Raw genomic sequence first — 21,406 nt, 5'->3', positions numbered from 1 at the left:
CCTCAAATAGGCGCTATACGCGCGCCTGAAGGGGCGTGGCTGTAGCATTTTTCCTACTGATTTCCCATTCCCGATTTATTTTACTGGCGCCAAGCCCGCCAGCGCGTCGTCCTCTTCCGTCTCATCGTCCATATTCGCCTGCTGGCGTTGCCACATCTGCGCATACAGGCCATTTGCGGCCAGCAATTGCGGATGCGTGCCGCGCTCGACGATGCGGCCATGGTCGAGCACGAGGATTTGCTGGGCGTCGGCCACCGTCGACAGCCGGTGCGCAATCACCAGCGTGGTGCGGTTCCTGGCGATGTCCTTCAGCTGCGCCTGGATCGCCTGTTCGGCCTTCGAATCGAGCGCCGAGGTGGCTTCATCGAAGATCAAAATGGCCGGATCCTTCAGCAAGGTGCGGGCGATGGCCACGCGCTGCTTTTCGCCGCCCGACAGCTTCAAGCCCCGCTCGCCCACCATGGAGTTGTAGCCATCGGGCAAGCTTTCAATGAAATCATGGATCGACGCCGCCTTCGCCGCCGCCACGATGGCGTCCTTGCTGGCGCCCGGCTTGCCATAGGCGATGTTGTATTCGATGGTGTCGTTGAACAACACCGTGTCTTGCGGCACGATGCCGATGGCGGCGCGCAAGGAATCCTGCGTGATGCTGCGCAAGTCCTGGCCGTCGATGGTGATGCCGCCACCATCGACTTCATAGAAGCGGAACAACAGGCGCGACAGGGTCGACTTGCCCGAACCGCTGTGGCCCACCACGGCCGTCGTGGTGCCGGCGGCGATCTGGAAATCCACGTCGAACAGGATTTGCCGCTTGGCTTCATAGCTGAAATCCACATGCTCGAAACGCACGGCCGCGCCCCGCGTGACGAGCGGCCTGGCTTCCGGCGTATCGGCGATTTCGCGGTTTTCGTTCAGCAGCGAGAACAGGCGCTCCATGTCGGCCAGGCTCTGCTTGATTTCGCGGTAGATGACGCCAAGGAAATTGAGCGGAATGTACAGCTGGATCATGAAGGCGTTCACCAGCACCAGGTCGCCCAGGGTCATGGTGCCGGCGATCACGCCCACCGTGGCGCGCCACAGGATCAATGTGACGGCCGTGGCGATGATCAGCGACTGGCCCGTATTGAGCAGGGACAAGGAAGTCTGCGATTTCACGGCCGCGCTTTCATAGCGCTGCAAGCCCTCGTCATAGCGCTTCGCTTCGTAATCCTCGTTGCCGAAATATTTCACGGTTTCATAGTTGATCAGCGAATCGATGGCCTTGGTATTCGCCTTGGAATCGAGGTCGTTCATGGTGCGGCGGAAATGCGTGCGCCAGTTCGTCACCAGCACGGTAAACGCGATATACGACACGAGCGCCACCGCCGTGATGACGGTGAACCAGATGTCGTAATGCAAGACCAGATAGCCGAGCACGAGGGTGATTTCCACCAGGGTCGGCAAGATGTTGAACAAGGTATAGGAAATGAGCGAACCGACGCTGCGCGTACCCCGTTCGATGTCGCGCGTCATGCCGCCCGTCTGGCGGTTCAAATGAAAGCGCAAGGACAGCGCATGCAGGTGGCGGAACACTTGCAGCGCGATGGTGCGCACGGCGCGCTGCGTGACCCGGGCGAACAGGAATTCGCGCAGCTCCGTAAACAAGGTGGTCGACAGGCGCAGCAAGCCGTAGGCCACCAGCAAGCCCACCGGCAATACCAGCAGCGCTTGCGGATGGGCCGCCGTGATGGTCATGGCGTCGACGAGTTTTTTCAGGATCAGGGGCACGCCCACGTTGGCCAGCTTGGCGCCCACCAGGCAGAGCAGCGCCAGCAGCACCCGCCATTTGTAGACCCATAAGTACGGCAGCAGGGTCTTGATGGTGGCGAAATCGCTGTGGCTGGCGGAAGCTGGCGAGCGGGGCGGAGGGGGAGTCTGGGAACGGCGCATGGCGAAGGTCGGCTTTTTATGGTTCAATCGGGGCAATTGTAGCCTTTCATGAGAATAAAAGATGAGCACCTCCCCCGCCCGCCCCGATAACTGCCTCGCCTCCGGCCTGCCCGCCGGAAAAATGCCCGAACTGCGCATGATGCCCGCGCCGTCGGACGCCAATGTATACGGCGACGTCTTCGGCGGCTGGATCATGTCGCAAGTCGATATCGCCGGCTCCCTGCCGGCCACGCGACGCGCCAACGGCCGCGTCGCCACCATCGCCGTCAACTCCTTCGTCTTCAAAAATCCCGTGTTCGTCGGCGATCTGCTGTCCTTCTACGCCGATATCGTCAAGGTCGGCAATACCTCGATCACCGTCAATGTCGAAGTGTATGCCGAGCGCAACCGCCTGCAGGCGTGCATCGTGAAAGTCACGGAAGCCACCCTGATCTATGTCGCCACCGATTCCGACCGCAAGCCGCGCAAGGTGCCGCCGATCGAAACCTTGCTGTCGCAATAATTCCACTCCGCAGGCTCCGCCGGCATGGATAGCCAGCGCCGCATCTTCCTGCACAGCGCCGCCCGCATCGGTGCCCTGGCCGCCGCCGGCGGCATGCTGTCCGGTTCCGGCGCACGCGCCGCCACGCGCCTGAATGGCGGCGGCTATCCATTCGCGCTCGGCGTCGCTTCCGGCTCGCCCCTGCCCGATGCCGTCGTGCTGTGGACGCGCATCTGCTACGACCCGCTGCACGCGGCCGCCACGCCCGCCATCGCCCTCACCGTGCGCTGGGAAGTGGCCGAGGACGAAGCGTTCCGGCGCATCGCCGCCAAGGGGCAAGCGACGGCCACGCCGGCGCTCGCGCACAGCGTGCACGTCGATGCGGGCGGCCTGGCGCCCGGACGCTGGTACTGGTACCGCTTCATGCTGGGCGACGCCGTCAGCCCCGTGGGCCGCACGCGCACGGCGCCGGCCGCCGATGCCCTGCCCGCCTCGCTGAAACTGGCCGTGGCCTCGTGCCAGCACTGGGAATTTGGTGCCTACGCGGCGCACCGGCATATCGCCGCGGCCGCGCCCGACCTGGTGGCCTTCCTCGGCGACTATATCTACGAATGGGGGCCGTACCAGCTGCAGCACCCGGACCGGGCCATGCGCACGCATGAAAGCTTCACCCTGGCCGACTACCGCGCCCGCTATGCGCAGTACAAGAGCGACCAGGATCTGCAGGACGCGCACCTGGCCGCGCCGTGGATCGTCACCTGGGATGACCATGAGGTGGCCAACGATTACGGCAATGACCGCAACGAATTGCTCACGCCGTCGTTCCTTGCGCGCCGCGCGGCCGCCTACCAGGCGTTCTATGAGCACATGCCGCTGCGCCTGCTGCCGCTGGGACGGCGCGGCTTCGTCGACATGCGCATCTACCAGCGCTACGACTGGGGCCGCCTGGCGCGCTTCCATGTGCTGGACGACCGCCAGTACCGCGCCTACCACGCGTGCGCCAGGCCGGGCCGCGGCGGCTCGAATTCCGTCACGACGCGCAACTGCCCCGACTTGCTGAAACCGGGTCGCACCATGCTGGGCGAAGAACAGCAGCACTGGCTGCAAGCCGGGCTCGACAATTCTCCCGCGCACTGGAACATTCTGGCCCAGCAAACACTGATGGCGCAATCGAGCCAGGTGCCGATCGTGCGTCCCGGCGACGAGCGCATCTGGACCGATGGCTGGGATGGCTATCCGCTAGCGCGCCAGCACCTGCTCGACGCCCTGCACAACAGCCAGGCCCGCAACCCGCTGGTGCTATCGGGCGACGTGCACACGTTTTATGCGACGGAGCTGAGCCGCAACGCCACGCGTTCCATTGGCAAGGCGAATCCCGTGCTGGCCACCGAGTTTTGCGGCACCTCCATCACCTCGAGTTCCCGCCCACAGGCGCGCACGGACCAGTACGTGGCGATGAATCCGCACATCCGCTACGGACGCAGCGACAAGCGCGGCTATATGTGGATGGATATCACGCCAGAGAAAACCACGACCGTGTTCCAGGGCCTGGAAAATGTGCGCGACCGCGCCTCCGCCATCGCGCCGCTGGCCAGTTTTACCGTGCGCGACGGTATCCCCGGCCTGCAGCAAAGCTGAATCACGCCATCGACAGCTGTTTCAGGGCGTCGCGGTAGCGCCGGCTGACGGGCACCTCGCCGCCCGTGCTCAGGCCGATGCGCGCCTCGCCCGACTCCAGCGGCGTGATCGTTTGCACGAAATCGAGGTTGACGATATAGCTGCGATGCACGCGCACAAAGCGCTTGCCATCGAGGCGGCGCTCGATGGCCGCCATGGTCGAGCGCAGCGGGTAGTCGTGGCCGCGCACATGCAGGTTCACATAATTGCCCCAGGCCTGTATCCATTCGATGTCGGCCGCGGGCAGCAGGAAATCCTTGCCCAGCTTGCGCACCAGGAAGCGTTCCGGCTGCTACACCGGTTCCACGGCCGCCCCTGCGTCGGGTTCGCCCAGCAAGGTCGCCTCGCCTTGCCAGCGCATCAGCAGCAACTGGTAAAAACCGGTGAACAATAAAATGGAGAAGTAAGTACGCACATCCTTGACATACTCGTATGGCAATTCGCGCCACCAGTCGCCGAAATCGTAATCGCTGCCCTGGCTCCAGTACGCGAGCTTGCGCAAGGCCACCATGGCCAGCACATGCACCAGGCTGTAGACGAGCGACGCGGCCAGGTGCCAGCGCAGGTTCCGGCGCTGGAACACCAGGTGCAGGGGACGCAGCTGGTTGGCCAGGATCACCACCGGTACCAGCGCCAGCAACACCAGGTTGCTGCTCCATTCCCACACGGCCACTTCCCAGAATGGCGTCGCGAGCCCGGCGCGCACGCGGTCGGCCCAGCTGATCCAGCAGTTGAGCGAAGTTTGCAGCAGATACAGGACGATCCAGAAAGCTGGCTCGGCGAGCTTGCGCCAGCGTTGATATCGTTGCAACAAATCGGTGGAAGAAAGGCGCATGGTGGCGGACGGTGAATGAGTTGCATGATTGTAATGTCCCACCGCCGTCCCGGCGTCGCCGCTTGTCACAAACTGCCCGCAATTGGTCACTTTTCACTGGGTCGGCCGCCGCGACCTGCCTATGCTCGGGCATTCCTACACCAACGCCCCCATCGCCCATCATGAGCATCCATTCTCGCCGTTACGATATCGACGCCTTGCGCTTTCTTGTCTTCAGCCTGCTGATCGCCTACCACACGGCCATGCTGTATCTGGACGGCGCCGCCTTCCATATGAAAAGCACGTACTTGACGGAAACGTTGAATTTCCCCATGGTCTTTATCAACCGTTGGCGCATGGAAATCGTCTTCCTCATTTCCGGCGTGTCGTGCGCCATGATGACGCAAGCGTCCCGTGGCGCTTTCCTACGGCGCAGGCTCGCGCGCCTGCTGCTGCCCCTGCTGTTTGGCGTGCTGCTGGTGGTGCCCGTGCAGCCGTATTGCGAAGGCGTCAGCAACGGCCTGGTCGAGCCTGGCTATGGACAATTCCTGCTGCATTATTTTGGCGGCTACGCCTGGCCGGCCGGCGCATTTACGGGCTGGAAAACCAGTTTTACCTGGAACCATCTGTGGTATCTCGTGTATCTGCTGCTGTACACCCTCGTGCTGGCGGCACTGCAGCCACTGCTGGCCCAGGCAAGGCCGCTGTTCACGAGACTGCGCGGCTGGCGCCTGCTGATCCTGCCCGCCCTGCCAACGCTGGCGGCAACCGTCTTCCTGAAACTGCGCTATCCGGAAAACCACGCGCTGCTCAAGGACTGGTACGCGCACGCCATCTATTTCACCATGTACCTGTATGGCTGGTGGCTGGGCAACGACAAGGGAGTGTGGCAGGAACTGGCCCGGCTGCGCTGGCATGCGCTGTTGCTGGCGCCATGCGCGTTTGCCGTGTATCTGGGCTTTGACCTCGTGTATTCGGAAAACCTGCTGACCTGGGCTTCGGCCGGCTCCTGGCCCATGCGCAACCTGTACATGTGGCTGGCCATCTGCGCCATCCTGGGCTGGTCGCACACCTTGCTGAACCGGCCCTTTTCCTGGCTGCCATGGGCGCGCCAGGCGGTCTTTCCCTGGTACATATTGCACCAGAGCGCGATCGTGCTGCTGGCGTACTGGCTGGTGCCGCTGCGGCTGGGTCCCGTGCTCGAGCCATTGCTGATACTGGCCGGCACGGTGGCGCTCTGCTGGCTGGGGACGTCGCTGTTGATCAGCAAGGTGAGCTGGCTGCGTCCCTGCTTCGGCTTGCCCGCCCTGCCACAAAGAGCCGTAGCAGCGGACACAGCCTTGCCTGCAAATTAAGCAGCTTTCTTTTCGTCACGCAATTGCCGGCGCAAGATCTTGCCGACGTTGGTTTTCGGCAATTCATCGCGGAATTCGATGTATTTCGGCTTCTTGTAGGCCGTCAGTTCATGCTTGCAATGCTCGCGGATCTGTTCCACCGTCAGGTTCGGATCCTTGCGCACGACAAACACTTTCACGGCTTCGCCCGAGTTCGCATCGGGCACGCCGATGCACGCGCATTCGAGCACGCCCGGACACGACGCGACCACGTCTTCCACCTCGTTCGGATACACATTGAAGCCGGAGACGATGATCATGTCTTTCTTGCGATCCACGATCTTCACATAGCCGCGCTCGTCCATGACGCCCACGTCGCCCGTCTTGAAATAGCCGTCCGCCGTCATCGACTTGGCCGTCTCGTCCGGACGCTGCCAGTAGCCGGCCATCACTTGCGGGCCGCGCACGGCGATCTCGCCCGGTTCGCCCAGCGGTACTTCCACGCCGTCGTCGTTCAGGATCGCCACTTCCGTCGACGGGAAAGGCAAGCCGATGGTGCCCGTGAATTCCGTGATGTCGACGCGGTTGCCCGTCACCACGGGCGACGTTTCCGACATGCCATAGCCTTCGATCAGCGGGCAGCCCGTCAGTTTCAGCCAGCGCTCGGCCACGTTGCGCTGCAAGGCCATGCCGCCGCCATTGCACACCTTGTAGCTGGAGAAATCGAGCTTGGCAAACTCGGCATTGTTCAGCAGCGCGTTGTACAGCGTATTGACGGCCGGGAAGACGACGATCTTGTGCTTGGACAATTCCTTGACGAAACCGGGAATGTCGCGCGGGTTCGGGATCAGCACGTTCAAGCCACCCACGCGCATGCCCATCAGGGCGCTGACCGTCAGCGAATAGATGTGATACAGGGGCAAGGCGCACATGAAGCCCATCGAGGTGGCGCGCATTTCCTTGGTCATCACGGGCGAAATCCACGCCTCGTTTTGCAGCACGTTGGCGATCACGTTACGGTGCAGCAGCATGGCGCCCTTCGACACGCCCGTCGTGCCGCCCGTGTATTGCAGGAAGACGATATCGTCATGGCCCTGCTGCACGGGCGTCAAGGTCAGGCGCGCTCCCTCGGCCAGCATCTTGTTGAAGCTGATGGCGCCAGGCAAGGAAAACGCGGGCACCATTTTCTTGATCTTGCGCACGACGAAGTTGACAATCGTGCCTTTCAGTCCGCCCAGCAAGTCGCCCATGGTGGCAACGATCACATGCTTGACCTGGGTATGCGGCAATACCTGCTCGACCGTGGTGGCAAAGTTTTCCAGCACGATGATCGCTTCACTGCCCGAATCGATCAGTTGGTGCTGCAATTCGCGCGGCGTGTACAGCGGATTGACGTTGACGACTGTGTAGCCGGCGCGCAAGATCGCCGCCATCGCCACCGGATACTGGAGCACGTTCGGTAACATGATCGCCACGCGCGCGCCCGTCTTCAGGCCCTTGCTTTGCAGCCAGGCGCCCATCTGCAGCGACAGCTTGTCGAGTTCGCGGTAGGTGAGGAATTTATCCATGCACACGAAAGCGTTGCGGTCCGCGTATTTCTGGAACGATTCTTCCAGCAAATGCGTGACGGAACGATACTGCGTGCAGTCGATCTCTGCGGGAACGCTGTCCGGGTACGACTTCAACCAAATCTTGTCCATCAATTGCCTCATCTTTATCTGTATTAAAGGGGGCGCAGCCTTGGGCGCCCCCGGCACTGTTTATGCTGCTATCTTCTTCTCGTCGCGCAAGGCGCGACGCAAAATCTTGCCAACGTTGGTCTTCGGCAGTTCATCGCGGAATTCGATGTATTTCGGCCGCTTGTAGCCCGTGAACTGTTCCTTGCAATATGCGGCCAGCACTTCCTGGGTCAGGTTCGGGTCCTTGCGCACGACGAACACTTTCACGGCTTCGCCAGAATGTTCGTCCGGCACGCCCACGCAGGCGCACTCGAGCACGCCCGGATGGGCCGCGATGACGGCTTCGACCTCGTTCGGATATACATTGAAGCCGGAGACGAGGATCATGTCTTTCTTGCGATCCACGATCTTCACATAGCCGCGCTCGTCCATGATGCCCACGTCGCCCGATTTGAAGTAACCGTCTTGTGTCATCACCTTGGCCGTCTCGTCGGGGCGGTTCCAGTAGCCCGTCATCACTTGCGGGCCGCGGATGGCGATCTCGCCCGTCTGGCCCAGCGGCACTTCCTTGCCGTCATCGTCGAGGATGGCGATGTCGGTCGACGGCACGGGCAAGCCGATGGTGCCGGAAAACACCGTGGTGTCGGCGCGGTTACAGGTAGCAACCGGTGATGTTTCCGACAAACCATAGCCTTCGATGATGGAGACGCCCGTCGCCTGCAGCCATTTGTCGTTGACGGATTGCTGCACCGCCATGCCGCCGCCATTGGCGATCTTCAAGCCCGAGAAGTCGAGCCGGGCAAAGTCGGGGTGATTCACCAGCGCGTTGTACAGCGTATTAACTGCCGGCAACAAGTTGAATTTGTACTTGCCCAGTTCCTTGATCAGGCCCGGGATATCGCGCGGATTCGGAATCAGGATATTCAGCGCGCCCACGCGCGTGCCCCACATCGCGCACGCCGTCAGCGCGAAGATATGGTACAGCGGCAAGGCGCAGACGATGATCAGCTGCTCCTTGCTGTTCTGGTCGAGCGCCGCGCCCGACCACGCTTCGCTCTGCAGCACATTCGCGATCACATTGCGGTGGCTCAAGGTCGCGCCTTTCGACACGCCCGTCGTGCCGCCGGTGTATTGCAGGAAGGCGGCGTCGTTGATGCTCAGCTCGACCGGCGTGAGTTTCATGCGGCTGCCCAGCGCCAGCGCCTGCTTGAAACGCATGGCGTTCGGCAGGGAATACGCGGGCACCATCTTCTTGACGTTGCGCACGACAAAATTGACGATCATGCCCTTCAAGCCGCCGAGCATCTCGCCCATGCTGGCAACGATGATGTGCTTGACGGCTGTCTTGCTCAACACCTGTTCGAGCGTATGGGCGAAGTTTTCCAGCACGATGATGGCTTCGCTGCCCGAATCGTTGAGCTGGTGCTCGAGTTCGCGCGGCGTGTACAGCGGATTGACGTTGACCACCGTGTAGCCGGCGCGCAGCACGGCGGCAATCGCCACCGGATACTGGAGCACGTTCGGCATCATCAGGGCGACTCTGGCCCCTTTTTTCAAGCCCCGGCTTTGCAGCCAGGCGCCCAGCTGGCGCGAATAGGTATCGAGTTCGGCATAGGTGAGAAATTTGTCCATACAGACATAGGCATTGCGGTCCGCATATTTTTGAAACGCTTCTTCCAGCACATGCACCAGCGAACGATATTGATCAGGATTAATGTCGGCAGGTACGCCGGGAGGGTACGACTTCAGCCAAATTTTTTCCATCCTGTGCCTCTTGTCTCGAATAATCGTGGGGAGCCGGCGCACCTTGCCGGCGCGGATCATTGCTGCGGATTCTGTCGTCCTGCAGTCGGTTTGAGCATTCTGACGAGCAATTGCTCTATGCTACTAACGCGATGCTATCGGTCGCCGCGCTTCCATGCAAGCGCTTTCAACAGTATTCGAGCAGCAACTCTAGGGCAGTTTTGTGCTGCATTGCAGCATGATAAATACGCCGTTGCAGGATCGCTCGCCTCGGCGTACGGGGCAATCTTTACGGGTCAGGGGCTGGACAATTGTTCCAGCGCACGCCTGCGCTCAGGCTTCTTGATCTGAGACATTGTGTGCACTGCAGCATAAAAAGCACGAAAGTTCTTTTTTTCTTCCAGCAATTTTTTGAAGGCAGGCAAAAATTCATTGTAGGTGGACACGGAAGCCAGGTGCGCATTGCTCAATGGCTGCTCGAACCAGCGGTCATAGCCGGCAAAACCGCCCCAGTTTTGCCGCAGCACCTGATACGCCTCTTTCAACTCGGCAAATAGCTGCGCCTTGCGCGCCCGCTTCTGCGCATCGCTGGCGTCGCCCGCATACACGGCTTCCAGTTCGCCCCGGTAGTGCAGCAGCAGGGCGAGGAAATCCTGGCGCCGCGCCGCATACCGGGCATAGGCGTCGCGCATGGCGTCATTGCCCTCGCGCGCCAGCCAGCGCTGCACGCCCGCTTCTTCCACGGCGCCGGCAAACGATTCGTTGAAGGCAGAATCGCCGGGCACGTACACCACCTGGTGCGCCAGTTCGTGGAAGACCAGGCGCGCCAGCTCCGCATCGTTGTAATGGATAAAGGTCGACAGCAGCGGGTCGTCGAACCAGCCCAGCGTGGAATACGCGGGCACGCCGCCCACCTGCACGTCGTAATGCTGGGCCCGCAGTTCGTCGGCGTAGGCCAGGGCCTCGTCCTTGCTGTAATAGCCGCGGTAGCTAACGCAGCCGGCGACGGGAAAACACCATTGCAGCGGCTGCAGCGACAGTTCCGGCGTGGCCACCACGTTCCACAGCACGAACGGCCGCGACAAGGCGGCGTATTGCGTGTAGCTGCCATTGTCCGGCAAGTCCAGTTCGCTGACGGCAAAACGGCGGATCTGCTGCGCCTTGAGCAGGCGGGCCTTCAGGCGCGGCTCGGTGGCAGGGTCGTTCATCCAGTCGTCGACGGGACGCGCGCCGGACCACAACGCATACTGTCCCTGCGCCGCCTGCGCGTAATAGCGCAGCTGCGTGCAGCCGCCCAGCGACAGGCACAGCATGCCTGCCAGCAGCCGGGCCGGCCAGCGCGCCATGTCAGCCGGCCTTTTCCACTTCGACCAGCGTGTCGTAGAAGGTGGGAGCGCGGCCCATGTCCGTCAGGCGCTGGCTCGTCACTTCATTGGCGTTCTTGCCATCGCTGGCCAGTTTCTTCCACCACACGGACAAGCCCACCACCAGGCCTTTTCTTGCCTTGTCCGTCACCCTGGCCTTGGCCACAAAACTGCCGCGGTCATTGAAGATGCGCACCATGTCGCCGGCCGCGATGCCGCGCGCGGCGCCATCCTCGGGATGGATATCGAGGTGCGGCTCGCCTTCGGCCGCGCGCAGGCTGGTCACGTTGACGAAAGTGGAATTCAAAAAATTGCGGGCCGGCGGCGAAATCATCGCCAGCGGATAACGGGCCGCCAGCGCGGGATTGCTGGCCAGCGATTCGTACGGCGCGATATACGTGGGCAAGGGATCGAGTCCTGCTTGCGCCATGGCATCGGAGTAGAACTCGCACTTGCCCGATGGCGTGGGGAAGCCGCCGTCGGCGAACGGCGCCTCGGGCATGGCCAGTTTTTGCCAGCCCGTGCGTTTCAGCGATTCCCAATCGAAATGCACGGCCCGAGCATGGGTCGCGTCAAACGCCTGCGCGGCCAGCGCATCATCGCTTTCCTGGAAGCACGGGTCATCAAAGCCCATGTGCTGCGCCAGCAGGCGGAAAATCTCCGTATTCGCCTTCGCCTCGCCCAGCGGCGCCACGGCCGCGTTGTTCGCCATCATGTACAAATGGCCATACGTGGCGTGCGCGTCGACATGTTCCAGCTGCGTCGTGGCGGGCAGCACGATGTCGGCGTAGTCGACGGTATCGGTCTGGAAGTGCTCGAGCACGACCGTAAACAAATCTTCGCGGGCAAAACCCTGCGCCACTTTCGAGGAGTCGGGCGCCACCGCCAGCGGATTCGAGTTGTAGACGATCACGGCTTCGACTTGCGGGCCGAACTCGGGCGAGCTTTCCTTCAACAGGTCGTCGCCGATGGTGCTCATGTTGATGGTGCGCGGGCTTCCCTTCAATAAATCAGGACGCTGCAAGGCCTTGCGATTGACGGGGAAGGAACCCGAACTCGACAGCTGCATGCCGCCGGCCGCATGGCGCCAGGCACCCGTCAGCGCGGGCAGGCAGGCGATATTGCGCACCGCCATGCCGCCCCCGTGCACGCGCTGCACGCCGTAGTTGGCGCGGATGGCGGCACCGTCGCCGTTACGGCAAGTCTGGCCGTACAGTCGCGCCAGTTCCACCACTTCCGTGGCGGTGATGCCGCACACCTCGGCCGCGCGCTCGGGCGGCCATTCCAGCGCGCGCTGTTGCAACGCGTCATAGCCGACAGTGTAGCGTTCGATGTAGTCATGATCGAGCCAGTCTTCCGTGATCAAGACATGCATCAAGCCCAGCGCCAGGGCCGCGTCGGTGCCGGGCAGCAAGGCGATATGCTGGTGGCATTTCTCGGCCGTCAGCGAACGGTAGGGGTCGATGGCGATCAGAGTGGCGCCATGGCGCTTGGCTTCCTGCGCGCGCATCCAGAAATGCAGGTTCGAGGCGATCGGGTTGCCGCCCCAGATGATGATCAGCTTGGCATTCTGAAACTGTTCCAGGTCCGTGCCGATGCTGGCGCCCACCGTATAGCGGTATCCGGTGGCGCCGGCCGAGGCGCAGATGGTGCGGTCCAGCAGGGAAGCGCCCAGCTGGTTGAAAAAGCGCGACGACATCGACTCGCCCTGCACCAGGCCCATGGTGCCGCAGTAGCTATACGGCAAGATCGCTTGCGGATCGCGCGCGGCGATCGGTTTCAATCGGGCCGCGATGGTCTGCAATGCCTCGTCCCAGCTGATGGGCTCGAACTTGCCCTCGCCTTTCTTGCCCACGCGGCGCAGCGGCGTCAACAGGCGGTCCGCATGGTAGGTGCGCTCCGTGAAGCGCGACACCTTCGTGCACAGCACGCCAGCCGTGGTCGGGTGGTCGGGATCGCCCTTGACGGCCGTGGCGATGCCGTCGGTCACCGTGACCAGGAGGGCGCAGGTATCGGGGCAGTCGAGCGGGCAGGCGGCGCGCACTTGGGTCGTGGTCATGGTGCAATCCAAAAACGTTGGCGGAAGGCGATACTGTAAACCATTCCGCACGCTTGCTGTTGGCGCCATGGCAAGCTCGGCCGTGCGCTGGATTTCCCCGGCAAACAAGGGCTACAATGCATTATTAGCCGCGCCTGTTTTTGATCAGACAAACGCGGTCCGGCGCGCCCTACATGGCTGCGCGCCAGCATCCACAGGAGAGTCCCATGAAACTAGTTGATCCCATCTTGGCGTTTCAATCCGAGCTGCAAGCTATCCGCCGCGACCTGCACGCCCATCCCGAGCTGTGCTATGAAGAACAGCGCACCTCGGACGTCGTCGCCGCCAAACTGACGGAATGGGGCATTCCCGTGGTACGCGGCCTGGGCCGCACGGGCGTGGTCGGCATCATCCAGAATGGCACGTCCAAGCGCGCCATCGGCTTGCGTGCCGACATGGATGCTCTTCCCATGCAGGAAATGAATACCTTCGAGCATGCTTCGCGCCATCCGGGCAAGATGCACGCCTGCGGCCATGACGGCCACACGGCCATGCTGCTCGGCGCCGCCCATCACCTGGCACAGCACCGCCATTTCGACGGCACCGTATACCTGGTCTTCCAGCCGGCCGAAGAAGGCGGCGCCGGCGCGCGCGAAATGATCGAAGACGGCTTGTTTACCCGCTTTCCCATGGATGCCATCTACGGCATGCACAACTGGCCGGGCGCGGAAACGGGCACCCTGAGCGTGGTGCCAGGACCGATGATGGCTTCCAGCAATGAATTCCACGTCACCGTGAAAGGCAAGGGAGCGCATGCGGCCCAGCCGCACAAGGGCATCGATCCCGTGATGGTGGCCGTGCAAATCGCGCAAAGCTGGCAAACCGTGATTACCCGCAACAAGAGCCCGCTCGACACGGCCGTGCTGTCGATCACGCAAATCCATGCGGGCAGCGCCACCAATGTGATCCCCGATGACGCCAGCCTGGTCGGCACGGTACGCACCTTCACCACGCCCGTGCTGGACTTGATCGAAGAGCGCATGCGCGATATCGCCGTGCACACGGCCGCCGCCTTTGGCGCCGAAGTCGATTTCCACTTCAAGCGCAACTACCCGCCGCTGGTCAACCATGCGAAAGAAACGGCGTTTGCCGTCGAAGTGATGCAGAGCGTGGTGGGAGCGGACAAGGTCAACGCCAATGTCGAACCCACCATGGGTGCCGAGGACTTTGCGTTTTTCCTGCAGGAAAAAGCCGGCTGCTACATTTTCATCGGCAATGGCGATGGCGAGCACCGCGATGGCGGCCACGGCCTGGGACCGTGCGTCCTGCACAATGGCAGCTACGACTTCAACGACCATCTGCTGCCGATCGGCGCCAGTTTCTGGGTCAAGCTGGCCGAAGCGAGCCTGCCTGTCACTTGAATTAGCTCAACTTGTCCGGACCGCCGCCCAGGCGCTGGCCCGGATTCAGCGCTTCCAGGGCCAGCAAGGCGGCCGCATGGTCCGCCGTCGGATAGGTGGCGGCGATGCTGTCATAGCGTTGCGTCACCAGTTGCGTCACCGGCAAGGTGAGATGGGCCGCCTCGGCCGCCGCAAGGATGTTGTGCATGTCCTTGATCTGGCTTTTCACCTGGCCACCGGCAACGAAATTACGTTCCAGCATGCGTTGACCATGCACGTCCAGAATCTTGCTTTCGGCGAAGCCGCCGCGGATCGCGGCCCGTACGGCGCTCGCATCGGCGCCGGCCGCCTGGGCCAGCAGCAACGCTTCTGCCACGATATTCAGGGTCGCGCCGACGATCAGCTGATTGCATAACTTGGCCACCTGGCCGCTGCCGGCCGGCCCCACCAGGGTCGGCCGCCCCATTGCCGTCAAAATATGCTCCACGCGCGCATAATCGCTGGCGCTGGCGCCGGCCATGATGGCCAGGCTGCCAGCCTGGGCGCCGCCGACGCCCCCCGAAACGGGTGCATCGACAAAGGCATGGCCAGCTGCTTGCAAGGTGGCATGAAATTGCTGGGCTTCGGCTTGCTTGGTGGAACTCATATCGATCCAGATCGCGCCAGCCGGCAGGGCCGGCAACGCATCTTGCAACACCTGCGCCACGATGGGACCCGCCTCCAGCATCGAGATGATCACGTCCGCACCATTGACCGCCTCGGCGATGGAAACGACAGGCTGCGCCCCTGCCGCACGCAGGACTTGGGCCTTGCTGTGCGTGCGATTCCAAATTGTGACAAAATATCCAGCGTGCAGCAGGCGCCGGACCATCGGATCCCCCATCAGACCGATACCGAGAAACGCGATTTTTGTAGAGAATGTCAATTGAACCCCTGAGATCAACAAGTGGCGAAAGCGGCATGCAAAGCAAGCTTGCGCCTGCGCAAACAAGACAGCAGCCTATCGGCCAATTTTACGATGAAAGCCTCTATGTTCTTCAAGAAGAATCTCCTCAAATCCATCGCCGCCATTACCGCGCTGATGGCGGCCAATGCCGGCTTTGCCGCCGACGACAAACTGATCGACTCCGTCTACGGTGAATACGCTAAGGGCGTAAAGGTGCAAATGGTGCGCGCTGGCGTGACCTCGAACTGGGATAAGGCCTGGTTCGTATCGAATGGCACGCAATTGAGCGGCTACTGGGATGCCAGCATCGGCGGTTGGGATGGCAAGAGCTATCGCAATGTCCCTGGCCAGCATCAAAAACTGTGGGATCTGGGTTTTACCCCCGTGTTCCGCTTTGAAAACACGAATAAACTGGGCTTCTATGCCGAAGGCGGCATAGGCGTGCATATGCTGTCCAAGCTGTACGATAACGACGATAACCGCCTGTCGACCCACTTCCAGTTCGGCGACCATATCGGCGTAGGCTATATCTTCAATAACAAATGGGAAGTCGCTGCAAAGATCCAGCATTTCTCGAACGGCGGCTACAAGAAACCGAATAGCGGCGTCAATTACATGAACATCAAAGTCGCTTACCATTTTTAATGGGCGTGATAAATGACAAAGGCACCGCGTAGCGGTGCCTTTTTTTATGCCTGCCATTCGATGGCGTCAAACAAAAGCGCCAGACGAAAAAAAACCCCGCCATCACTGGCGGGGTTTTTCTCTACTGCGTATAACAAGCCTGACGATAACCTACTTTCACACTGGTTGCAGCACTATCATCGGCGCAAAGTTGTTTCACGGTCCTGTTCGGGATGGGAAGGGGTGGGACCAACTTGCTATGGTCATCAGGCATAACTTGTACTGACGGTTGCTCCCGATTGGGCAGCAGCGTCATGAATCTGGAAGAAGCGGATTATGTATTGAGGTATTACTTGGGTAATGAGTGGTATCAACAACTCACAACGTTACTTTCTTATCCTCTGTACCTGCTAAGGTTATAGGGACAAGCCGTACGGGCAATTAGTACTGGTTAGCTTAATGCATTACTGCACTTCCACACCCAGCCTATCAACGTCCTGGTCTCGAACGACCCTTCAAAGAGCTCAAGGCTCTGGGAAATCTCATCTCAAGGCAAGTTTCCCGCTTAGATGCTTTCAGCGGTTATCTCTTCCGAACTTAGCTACCCGGCAATGCCACTGGCGTGACAACCGGTACACCAGAGGTTCGTCCACTCCGGTCCTCTCGTACTAGGAGCAGCCCCCTTCAAATTTCCAACGCCCACGGCAGATAGGGACCAAACTGTCTCACGACGTTTTAAACCCAGCTCACGTACCACTTTAAATGGCGAACAGCCATACCCTTGGGACCGGCTACAGCCCCAGGATGTGATGAGCCGACATCGAGGTGCCAAACTCCCCCGTCGATATGAACTCTTGGGAGGAATCAGCCTGTTATCCCCAGAGTACCTTTTATCCGTTGAGCGATGGCCCTTCCATACAGAACCACCGGATCACTATGTCCTACTTTCGTACCTGCTCGACTTGTCAGTCTCGCAGTTAAGCACGCTTATGCCATTGCACTATCAACACGATGTCCGACCGTATCTAGCGTACCTTCGAACTCCTCCGTTACACTTTAGGAGGAGACCGCCCCAGTCAAACTGCCTACCATGCACTGTCCCCGATCCGGATAACGGACCAAGGTTAGAACCTCAAACAAACCAGGGTGGTATTTCAAGGTTGGCTCCACGAGAACTAGCGTCCCCGCTTCAAAGCCTCCCACCTATCCTACACAGATTGGTTCAAAGTCCAATGCAAAGCTACAGTAAAGGTTCATGGGGTCTTTCCGTCTAGCCGCGGGTAGATTGCATCATCACAAACATTTCAACTTCGCTGAGTCTCGGGAGGAGACAGTGTGGCCATCGTTACGCCATTCGTGCAGGTCGGAACTTACCCGACAAGGAATTTCGCTACCTTAGGACCGTTATAGTTACGGCCGCCGTTTACTGGGACTTCAATCAAGAGCTTGCACCCCATCATTTAATCTTCCAGCACCGGGCAGGCGTCACACCCTATACGTCCACTTTCGTGTTTGCAGAGTGCTGTGTTTTTATTAAACAGTCGCAGCCACCAGTTTATTGCAACCCTTTCACCCTCATGGAGTAAACCAATCAAGCTACCGGGGCGTACCTTTTCCCGAAGTTACGGTACCAATTTGCCGAGTTCCTTCTCCCGAGTTCTCTCAAGCGCCTTAGAATACTCATCTCGCCCACCTGTGTCGGTTTGCGGTACGGTCTCGTATGACTGAAGCTTAGAGGCTTTTCTTGGAACCACTTCCGATTGCTTCGTGAGCAAGCTCACTCGTCCCATCCCCTTGAATTCCGCGCCCGGATTTGCCTAAGCGCCTTCTATGAGACAGAAACTGACTATTCCAACAGTCAGACAACCTTCCGCGATCCGTCCCCCCATCGCATCATACGACGGTGCAGGAATATTAACCTGCTTCCCATCAGCTACGCATCTCTGCCTCGCCTTAGGGGCCGACTCACCCTGCTCCGATGAACGTTGAACAGGAAACCTTGGGCTTACGGCGTGGAGGCTTTTCACCCCCATTATCGCTACTCATGTCAGCATTCGCACTTCTGATACCTCCAGCATCCTTTACAAGACACCTTCGCAGGCTTACAGAACGCTCTCCTACCATATCCAATAAAGGATATCCGCAGCTTCGGTGACTGGCTTAGCCCCGTTACATCTTCCGCGCAGGACGACTCGATCAGTGAGCTATTACGCTTTCTTTAAATGATGGCTGCTTCTAAGCCAACATCCTGACTGTTTTAGCCTTCCCACTTCGTTTTCCACTTAGCCAATCTTTGGGACCTTAGCTGGCGGTCTGGGTTGTTTCCCTCTTGACGCCGGACGTTAGCACCCGACGTCTGTCTCCCAAGCTCGCACTCATCGGTATTCGGAGTTTGCAATGGTTTGGTAAGTCGCAATGACCCCCTAGCCATAACAGTGCTCTACCCCCGATGGTGATACTTGAGGCACTACCTAAATAGTTTTCGGAGAGAACCAGCTATTTCCAAGTTTGTTTAGCCTTTCACCCCTACCCACAGCTCATCCCCTAATTTTTCAACATTAGTGGGTTCGGACCTCCAGGGCGTGTTACCGCACCTTCATCCTGGCCATGAGTAGATCACTTGGTTTCGGGTCTACACCCAGCGACTGATCGCCCTATTCGGACTCGATTTCTCTACGGCTTCCCTATTTGGTTAACCTTGCCACTGAATGTAAGTCGCTGACCCATTATACAAAAGGTACGCAGTCACGGAACAAGTCCGCTCCTACTGTTTGTATGCACACGGTTTCAGGATCTATTTCACTCCCCTTCCGGGGTTCTTTTCGCCTTTCCCTCACGGTACTGGTTCACTATCGGTCGATTACGAGTATTTAGCCTTGGAGGATGGTCCCCCCATATTCAGACAGGATGTCACGTGTCCCGCCCTACTTGTCGTACGCTTAGTACCACCGGTCCGATTTCACATACGGGGCTATCACCCACTATGGCTCCTATTTCCAGAGGATTCTGTTATCGGTCCGACTATCACGTACAGGCTCTTCCCATTTCGCTCGCCGCTACTTTGGGAATCTCGGTTGATTTCTTTTCCTGCAGCTACTTAGATGTTTCAGTTCGCCGCGTTCGCCTTGCATACCTATGTATTCAGTATGCAATACCCTAAAAGGGTGGGTTGCCCCATTCGGAAATCTGCGGATCAAAGTGTGTTTGCTCACTCCCCGCAGCTTATCGCAAGCTACTACGTCCTTCATCGCCTGTAATCGCCAAGGCATCCACCATGTGCACTTATTCGCTTGTCCCTATAACGTTAGCCTCTGATTACCTAAATAATCAAAGAGCGCTACAGGGATAAGAAAGTACAACGTTGTTGCTTGTTTGTTGATACATACAATCATTACCCATCGATTTGCTTTTTACGGCAAACCGATCAATAAATAATCTTTACTTCTTCCAGATTGTTAAAGAACGAAACAGCTTTGATCGCTAAAAGATCAAACCTAAACCTAGCGGCTTACGTTTGCACTTTCGGGTAAAACTTTGGTGGAGGATGACGGGATCGAACCGACGACCCCCTGCTTGCAAAGCAGGTGCTCTCCCAGCTGAGCTAATCCCCCTGGGTATGACTGGTAGGGCTGGTTGGACTCGAACCAACGACCCCCGCGTTATCAACACGGTGCTCTAACCAGCTGAGCTACAGCCCCAACGCGGTGCTACTACGACTACTGTTTCTTCTCTTACTAACAGCCGATAAGTGTGAACATTTGATGCGTGAACCATTACTGATTCGTGCAAACTCTAGAAAGGAGGTGATCCAGCCGCACCTTCCGATACGGCTACCTTGTTACGACTTCACCCCAGTCACGAATCCTACCGTGGTAAGCGCCCTCCTTGCGGTTAAGCTACCTACTTCTGGTAAAACCCGCTCCCATGGTGTGACGGGCGGTGTGTACAAGACCCGGGAACGTATTCACCGCGACATGCTGATCCGCGATTACTAGCGATTCCAACTTCATGCAGTCGAGTTGCAGACTACAATCCGGACTACGATACACTTTCTGCGATTAGCTCCCCCTCGCGGGTTGGCGGCGCTCTGTATGTACCATTGTATGACGTGTGAAGCCCTACCCATAAGGGCCATGAGGACTTGACGTCATCCCCACCTTCCTCCGGTTTGTCACCGGCAGTCTCATTAGAGTGCCCTTTCGTAGCAACTAATGACAAGGGTTGCGCTCGTTGCGGGACTTAACCCAACATCTCACGACACGAGCTGACGACAGCCATGCAGCACCTGTGTACTGGTTCTCTTTCGAGCACTCCCCAATCTCTCGAGGATTCCAGCCATGTCAAGGGTAGGTAAGGTTTTTCGCGTTGCATCGAATTAATCCACATCATCCACCGCTTGTGCGGGTCCCCGTCAATTCCTTTGAGTTTTAATCTTGCGACCGTACTCCCCAGGCGGTCTACTTCACGCGTTAGCTGCGTTACCAAGTCAATTAAGACCCGACAACTAGTAGACATCGTTTAGGGCGTGGACTACCAGGGTATCTAATCCTGTTTGCTCCCCACGCTTTCGTGCATGAGCGTCAATCTTGACCCAGGGGGCTGCCTTCGCCATCGGTGTTCCTCCACATATCTACGCATTTCACTGCTACACGTGGAATTCTACCCCCCTCTGCCAGATTCTAGCCTTGCAGTCTCCAATGCAATTCCCAGGTTGAGCCCGGGGATTTCACATCAGACTTACAAAACCGCCTGCGCACGCTTTACGCCCAGTAATTCCGATTAACGCTTGCACCCTACGTATTACCGCGGCTGCTGGCACGTAGTTAGCCGGTGCTTATTCTTCAGGTACCGTCATTAGCAAGAGATATTAGCCCTCACCGTTTCTTCCCTGACAAAAGAGCTTTACAACCCGAAGGCCTTCTTCACTCACGCGGCATTGCTGGATCAGGCTTTCGCCCATTGTCCAAAATTCCCCACTGCTGCCTCCCGTAGGAGTCTGGACCGTGTCTCAGTTCCAGTGTGGCTGGTCGTCCTCTCAGACCAGCTACTGATCGATGCCTTGGTAGGCTTTTACCCTACCAACTAGCTAATCAGATATCGGCCGCTCCACGAGCATGAGGTCTTGCGATCCCCCACTTTCATCCTTAGATCGTATGCGGTATTAGCGTAACTTTCGCTACGTTATCCCCCACTCTAGGGTACGTTCCGATATATTACTCACCCGTTCGCCACTCGCCACCAGAGCAAGCTCCGTGCTGCCGTTCGACTTGCATGTGTAAGGCATGCCGCCAGCGTTCAATCTGAGCCAGGATCAAACTCTTCAGTTTAATCTCTGTTACTTTGCCATTTTATTGGCACCGTCTTGCGACGGGTCGCT

13 protein-coding genes, 2 tRNA genes and 3 rRNA genes are annotated in these 21,406 nt (G+C 59.2%); 5 read left to right on the top strand and 13 right to left on the bottom strand.

What is annotated here, in order from left to right; all coding sequences use genetic code 11:
- Positions 1-75: 75 nt before the first annotated feature.
- Complete coding sequence (locus YQ44_RS00295; protein ID WP_071326159.1) at positions 76-1,929, bottom strand: ABCB family ABC transporter ATP-binding protein/permease; 1,854 nt, start codon at positions 1,927-1,929, stop codon at positions 76-78.
- A gap of 61 nt (positions 1,930-1,990) precedes the next feature.
- Between YQ44_RS00295 and YQ44_RS00290 the strand changes: the two genes are divergently transcribed.
- Both YQ44_RS00290 and YQ44_RS00285 read left to right on the top strand, forming a co-directional pair.
- Positions 1,991-2,431, top strand: a complete 441-nt coding sequence (locus tag YQ44_RS00290; protein WP_071321665.1) for an acyl-CoA thioesterase — start codon at positions 1,991-1,993, stop codon at positions 2,429-2,431.
- Positions 2,432-2,455: 24 nt separating this feature from the next.
- On the top strand, positions 2,456-4,048 hold the full coding sequence (locus YQ44_RS00285; protein WP_071321664.1) for an alkaline phosphatase D family protein: 1,593 nt from the start codon (positions 2,456-2,458) through the stop codon (positions 4,046-4,048).
- Between the two features lies 1 nt (position 4,049).
- Here YQ44_RS00285 and YQ44_RS29245 read toward each other — a convergent pair whose 3' ends face one another.
- Both YQ44_RS29245 and YQ44_RS29240 read right to left on the bottom strand, forming a co-directional pair.
- Positions 4,050-4,361 carry a LytTR family DNA-binding domain-containing protein gene (locus YQ44_RS29245; protein ID WP_198043850.1) on the bottom strand — a complete coding sequence of 104 codons (312 nt, stop codon included), beginning with the start codon at positions 4,359-4,361 and terminating at the stop codon, positions 4,050-4,052.
- 18 nt (positions 4,362-4,379) lie between these two features.
- Positions 4,380-4,922: a hypothetical protein gene (locus tag YQ44_RS29240; protein WP_198043849.1), complete on the bottom strand. Its 543-nt coding sequence runs from the start codon at positions 4,920-4,922 to the stop codon at positions 4,380-4,382.
- 161 nt (positions 4,923-5,083) lie between these two features.
- Here YQ44_RS29240 and YQ44_RS00275 point away from each other — a divergent pair, with 161 nt between their 5' ends.
- A complete protein-coding gene (locus tag YQ44_RS00275; RefSeq protein WP_071321663.1) occupies positions 5,084-6,256 on the top strand; it encodes an acyltransferase family protein in 1,173 nt (390 codons plus the stop codon).
- On the opposite strand, the gene YQ44_RS00270 is transcribed toward YQ44_RS00275, so the two are convergent.
- The 4 genes from YQ44_RS00270 to YQ44_RS00255 form a co-directional block, all read right to left on the bottom strand.
- Positions 6,253-7,935: a long-chain-fatty-acid--CoA ligase gene (locus YQ44_RS00270; protein WP_071321662.1), complete on the bottom strand. Its 1,683-nt coding sequence runs from the start codon at positions 7,933-7,935 to the stop codon at positions 6,253-6,255. The genes YQ44_RS00275 and YQ44_RS00270 overlap by 4 nt on opposite strands.
- Positions 7,936-7,995: 60 nt before the next feature.
- The gene (locus YQ44_RS00265; protein ID WP_071321661.1) at positions 7,996-9,678 is read right to left on the bottom strand and encodes a long-chain fatty acid--CoA ligase; all 1,683 of its coding nucleotides are present in this window, start codon (positions 9,676-9,678) and stop codon (positions 7,996-7,998) included.
- Positions 9,679-9,953: 275 nt separating this feature from the next.
- Positions 9,954-11,003 carry an aminopeptidase gene (locus YQ44_RS00260; protein ID WP_232251015.1) on the bottom strand — a complete coding sequence of 350 codons (1,050 nt, stop codon included), beginning with the start codon at positions 11,001-11,003 and terminating at the stop codon, positions 9,954-9,956.
- Between the two features lies 1 nt (position 11,004).
- The gene (locus YQ44_RS00255; RefSeq protein ID WP_071321660.1) at positions 11,005-13,080 is read right to left on the bottom strand and encodes a molybdopterin-containing oxidoreductase family protein; all 2,076 of its coding nucleotides are present in this window, start codon (positions 13,078-13,080) and stop codon (positions 11,005-11,007) included.
- A gap of 206 nt (positions 13,081-13,286) precedes the next feature.
- On the opposite strand from YQ44_RS00255, the gene YQ44_RS00250 reads away from it, so the two are divergent.
- A complete protein-coding gene (locus tag YQ44_RS00250) occupies positions 13,287-14,480 on the top strand; it encodes a M20 aminoacylase family protein (protein WP_071321659.1) in 1,194 nt (397 codons plus the stop codon).
- Between the two features lies 1 nt (position 14,481).
- Here the strand turns inward: YQ44_RS00250 and YQ44_RS00245 are convergent, their stop codons facing one another.
- Entirely contained in the window at positions 14,482-15,330 is an 849-nt protein-coding gene (locus YQ44_RS00245) for an NAD(P)-dependent oxidoreductase (protein ID WP_071321658.1), read from the bottom strand.
- Between the two features lie 147 nt (positions 15,331-15,477).
- Between YQ44_RS00245 and YQ44_RS00240 the strand changes: the two genes are divergently transcribed.
- Entirely contained in the window at positions 15,478-16,050 is a 573-nt protein-coding gene (locus YQ44_RS00240) for an acyloxyacyl hydrolase (RefSeq protein WP_232251014.1), read from the top strand.
- Between the two features lie 137 nt (positions 16,051-16,187).
- Here the strand turns inward: YQ44_RS00240 and rrf are convergent.
- The 5 genes from rrf to YQ44_RS00215 all read right to left on the bottom strand — a co-directional run bounded on the left by rrf (position 16,188) and on the right by YQ44_RS00215 (position 21,356).
- Positions 16,188-16,300: ribosomal RNA gene (gene rrf, locus YQ44_RS00235) — 5S ribosomal RNA — on the bottom strand.
- Between the two features lie 149 nt (positions 16,301-16,449).
- Positions 16,450-19,325, bottom strand: a 23S ribosomal RNA gene (locus YQ44_RS00230).
- Between the two features lie 239 nt (positions 19,326-19,564).
- Positions 19,565-19,640: transfer RNA gene (locus tag YQ44_RS00225), tRNA-Ala, on the bottom strand.
- 10 nt (positions 19,641-19,650) lie between these two features.
- Positions 19,651-19,727: transfer RNA gene (locus YQ44_RS00220), tRNA-Ile, on the bottom strand.
- 98 nt (positions 19,728-19,825) lie between these two features.
- Positions 19,826-21,356: ribosomal RNA gene (locus YQ44_RS00215) — 16S ribosomal RNA — on the bottom strand.
- Together the 16S, 23S and 5S rRNA genes with 2 tRNA genes alongside form the textbook arrangement of a ribosomal RNA operon.
- Positions 21,357-21,406 lie beyond the last annotated feature (50 nt).

Origin of the sequence: Janthinobacterium sp. 1_2014MBL_MicDiv (assembly GCF_001865675.1) — a bacterium.
Classification (GTDB): Bacteria; Pseudomonadota; Gammaproteobacteria; order Burkholderiales; family Burkholderiaceae_D; genus Janthinobacterium.
Note: the sequence above shows the minus strand (reverse complement) of the source record. Positions and strands in the feature narration are given on the sequence as shown.